The organism is Empedobacter sp. UBA7620, assembly GCF_002484185.1.
In the GTDB taxonomy this organism is placed as follows: Bacteria; Bacteroidota; Bacteroidia; order Flavobacteriales; family Weeksellaceae; genus Empedobacter; species Empedobacter falsenii_C.
In genome coordinates this window covers 24161-28077 of record NZ_DLJI01000032.1, presented here as the reverse complement: position 1 = coordinate 28077, position 3917 = coordinate 24161, and the positions used below count along the sequence as shown (strand labels likewise).

The window sequence follows — 3917 nt, the reverse complement described above, 5'->3', positions numbered from 1 at the left end:
AAGTTCCAGATTTATTGAAAAAATTGAACGGTCAAAAAGTAAAAAATAAGAAAGTAAAAATGCAAATTGCATACTAAAAAATAGAATTTTATGTTAGCACACCACGTATTATTTTGGTTAAAAGATGACGCTACAGAAGCTGAAGTGAATACATTTCATCAAGCTTTGAAAGATTTAGAACCAATTGCTCCTTCAGTATTTTTTCATGTTGGAACACCTGCAAATATAGAAAGAGATGTTATCGACGCTTCGTATTCGTTTTCTTTGTTTGCGGCTTTCGAAACGATGGAACAATTTGAGACGTATCAAAAACATCCACAACATATCGAGTTTTTGAATGGTCCAAATAAATTAGCAAAACGAGTATTAATCTATGATGCAGATTAATCGTTAGAAAAATATAACCTTAAATCCGTCATTTGACGGATTTTTTTATTTTCTAAAACTTTATAAATCAAGTTTATTTATAATTAATTATACTTATTTTTGTACAAAATATTGTACATATGTTGATAACAAATATTTCTGAATTTAGAAAAGATATTAAAGAATATTTTGATCGTGTGACGAATAATTTTGAAACATTGATTATTAATCGTGGAAAAAATTCTGGTGTTGTTATTATGTCATTAGAAGAGTATAATTCGCTAATGGCTACGAATCATGAGCTTTCTTCTCGCAAAAATGAAGAGCGTTTGGATGCTGCAATTGAGAAATTAAAAACTCAGAAAACGTTTACAAAGGAGTTAATTGAAGAATAGATGAAAATCGTTTTTGTTGATGAATCATGGGAAGATTATTTGTATTGGCAAAAAACAGATAAATCTAAATTGAAAAAGATCAATGAATTGATTAAAGGTATTGCTCGAAATCCTTTTGATGGTCTGGGGAAACCAGAAGCTTTGAAATAAATATGCAGGATTTTGGTCGAGAAGAATAGATCATGAACATCGGTTAATATATCGTGTTGTAGAAGATGAAATTCAAATTGCGAAATGTCGTTTTCATTATGATTGATATACTTCTTTATCAATCAACAATATAATCTATCATACAATAATCACGAATTTCTATCAAAATAAGCAAATAATCGTTACAAATACCCGTAAATTTGCAAATGATTTCTGAAAAGGAAATCAATAGAATTTAAGCAATGATTATAGAGACAGAAGAAGAGTTAATCGGAATGAAAAAAGTCAGCGAAGCTGTAGCCGTTACTCTTAAAGAGATGAAAGATTATGTAAAACCTGGAATGTCAACAAAAGAATTGGACGATTTTGGTGCGAAGATTATGCACAAATTTGGTTGCAAATCAGCTCCTTTCGAGACGTATCAATTTCCTGGTTATACTTGCTTAAGCGTGAATGAAGAAATTTGTCACGGAATTCCAAGAGCCGATAAAATTTTGAAAGACGGAGATGTGATTAATATTGATGTTTCTGGAGAATTAGGTGGTTTTTGGGCTGATAATGGAGGTTCTATTGTTGTTGGAGAAGATGTGAATGGTTATCAAAAAATTGTTGATGCATCTATTTCTGCGCTTCAAAAAGCAATTGCGGCTGTAAAATCTGGAGTTAAAATCGCTGATATTGGTGGAATTATTGAGAAAGAAGCAAAAAAACATCATTATCATGTGATTGAGAATTTAACTGGTCATGGAGTAGGGCGTTCATTGCACGAAGAACCATTGGATTTGATGAATTTCAGAGACCCTGATGATAAACGTCGATTCCGTAAAAATTCAGTTATTGCATTGGAAACTTTTATTTCAGAAAATTCTTACGAAGCAATTGAGCAAGCGGATGGTTGGACAATGATAGGAAATGCACCTGGCGTTTTTGCACAACACGAACATACTGTTTTGGTTACTTCTGAAGGTCCTATGATATTAACGCACATGAATGGTAATTGGTAAAATTATATGAAGAGAAACGAATATATTAAAGTAGACCGCGAAGTGGTCAAAAAAATGAGCGAAGATATTCAGGCTTATTTAACAGAAAATAAGTTGGAACGTGTAAAAACTAAGGATATGATGCCTTTCTTAATTGAAAAAGGATATTTTCCTCACGACCGTAAAAAAGGATATCCTTTGCGTCAGATTCTAACAGATTTGAAAAAATCGGAAGAATTACATTTATTACCGCAAGCATTTCCAGAATATTTGGAAATCGAGAATAAAAAAACATCTACCTACTGGTATTTTAGTCCAGTAAAATAATATTAAACACTTCTATTGAAGTGTTTTTTTTATTGCTAACAAATTCAAAATCTTTACTTTTTGGAATATTAATTGATACAATTTGATCGTTTATTAGATGAAAAATCAAGCTTTTTAATTTCTTATCTTATGTCAATGAAATCTCGCTGATGACTGAGCTAAATTTGTCCTATCAAAATAAATAATTAATTAAAAACAATCAAATAATCATTCGTTATGAAAAAATTATTATTCACGTTAATGTTATCAGCAGCTTCAATGTCTGCATTTGCTCAAAATTATACAAATGATAAAGCGCACTCAAAATTAGGCTTTTCTGTTTCTCACATGACAATTTCTGATGTTGAAGGACAATTCCAAAATTTTGATGTTCATTTAAACTTTACAAAAGAAGATTTAAGCGATGCAAAATTTCATGTAGTTGCAGATATCAATTAAATCAATACAGGAGTTGAGGCACGTGATAATCATTTAAAATCAGCAGATTTTTTCAATGCAGCAAAAAATTCAAAACTAGAATTCTCTTCAAAAGGAATTACACGTGTTAAAGGAAATCAATTTAAAATGGTTGGTGATTTAACATTAAACGGAGTAACTAAACCAGTTGCATTAAAATTAGTTTACAACGGAAGCATCAACAATAACGGAGTTAAAACGTACGGATTTACAGTAAAAGGAAATGTAAAAAGAAGTGATTTTAACATCGGTGGTAATTTCCCAGAAGCTGTTGTAGGTGATGTTGTTACATTAACATCAAACTTAGAATTTTCAGCTTCAAAAGCTAAATAATAATAAATAAAATATATTATAAAAATCGTGGATTTCAATACGTTAAAATCAATTACTTCAAGTTTTTCTACAACTGATAAAATGCCAGTTTTATTTTTAGGACATGGCTCTCCGATGAACGCAATCGAAGAAAATATTTTTGTAGAAGGATGGAAGAAGATTGGAAAAACAATCCCAAAACCAAATGCGATTATTTGTATTTCGGCACATTGGGAAACGAAAGGAACTAAAGTTACGGCTTTAGAACAACCCAAAACGATTCACGATTTTTATGGTTTTCCGCAAGCTTTATTCGATGTTGAATATCCAGCGCCAGGAAGTCCAGAATTAGCAACAGAGGTCAAAAATTTAATTAAAACAACAGAGGTTGATTTAGACAAAATGTGGGGATTTGACCACGGCTCTTGGAGTGTGATTAAATTTTTGTATCCAGAAGCAGATGTTCCGATGATAGAACTGAGTTTGGATGTTTATAAAACGCCAAAAGAGCATTACGAATTAGCGAAGGAATTAGACGCTTTGCGTAGTAAAGGGATATTAATAGTAGGAAGTGGGAATGTTGTACACAATTTGAGAGCATTAAATTGGAGTGAGCCAAATGCTGGTTATGATTGGGCTTATGAAGTGAATGATACATTCAAGAATATTGTTCAAACAGGTAATCACGACGAATTGTTCAATTTTGTACAAAAAGGTAGCGCATTTAATCTTGCTGTCCCATCTATGGAACATTATTTGCCAGCTATTTACGCATTAGCATTACAAGGAAAAGAAGAGGAAGTAACACTTTTTAATGACAAATTAATTTATGGATCATTAGGAATGTTATCATTCAAAATAGGATAAATAAAATCAATTTAAATAACAAATAAAAACAAAACATTATGGCAACAAAATGGAATTTAGA

General features: G+C 31.2%; 5 protein-coding genes and 2 pseudogenes. All 7 read left to right on the top strand.

Annotated features, from left to right (window positions below; all coding sequences use genetic code 11):
• Window positions 1–90 precede the first annotated feature (90 nt).
• The 7 genes and pseudogenes from B2217_RS07505 (at window position 91) to ygiD (ending at window position 3856) form a co-directional block, all read left to right on the top strand.
• Window positions 91–387 (top strand): Dabb family protein, encoded by a 297-nt coding sequence (locus B2217_RS07505; protein ID WP_221855064.1) that lies wholly within the window; start codon window positions 91–93, stop codon window positions 385–387.
• A gap of 119 nt (window positions 388–506) precedes the next feature.
• A complete protein-coding gene (locus tag B2217_RS07500; protein ID WP_221855065.1) occupies window positions 507–761 on the top strand; it encodes a type II toxin-antitoxin system Phd/YefM family antitoxin in 255 nt (84 codons plus the stop codon).
• A pseudogene (locus tag B2217_RS07495) lies at window positions 762–1017 on the top strand (Txe/YoeB family addiction module toxin).
• A gap of 136 nt (window positions 1018–1153) precedes the next feature.
• Complete coding sequence (map, locus tag B2217_RS07490; protein WP_115000652.1) at window positions 1154–1915, top strand: type I methionyl aminopeptidase; 762 nt, start codon at window positions 1154–1156, stop codon at window positions 1913–1915.
• Between the two features lie 6 nt (window positions 1916–1921).
• Window positions 1922–2221 (top strand): hypothetical protein, encoded by a 300-nt coding sequence (locus B2217_RS07485; protein ID WP_125350083.1) that lies wholly within the window; start codon window positions 1922–1924, stop codon window positions 2219–2221.
• Between the two features lie 216 nt (window positions 2222–2437).
• A pseudogene (locus B2217_RS07480) lies at window positions 2438–3010 on the top strand (YceI family protein).
• A 27-nt stretch (window positions 3011–3037) separates the two neighbouring features.
• Window positions 3038–3856 (top strand): 4,5-DOPA dioxygenase extradiol, encoded by an 819-nt coding sequence (ygiD, locus tag B2217_RS07475; protein WP_291122245.1) that lies wholly within the window; start codon window positions 3038–3040, stop codon window positions 3854–3856.
• Window positions 3857–3917 lie beyond the last annotated feature (61 nt).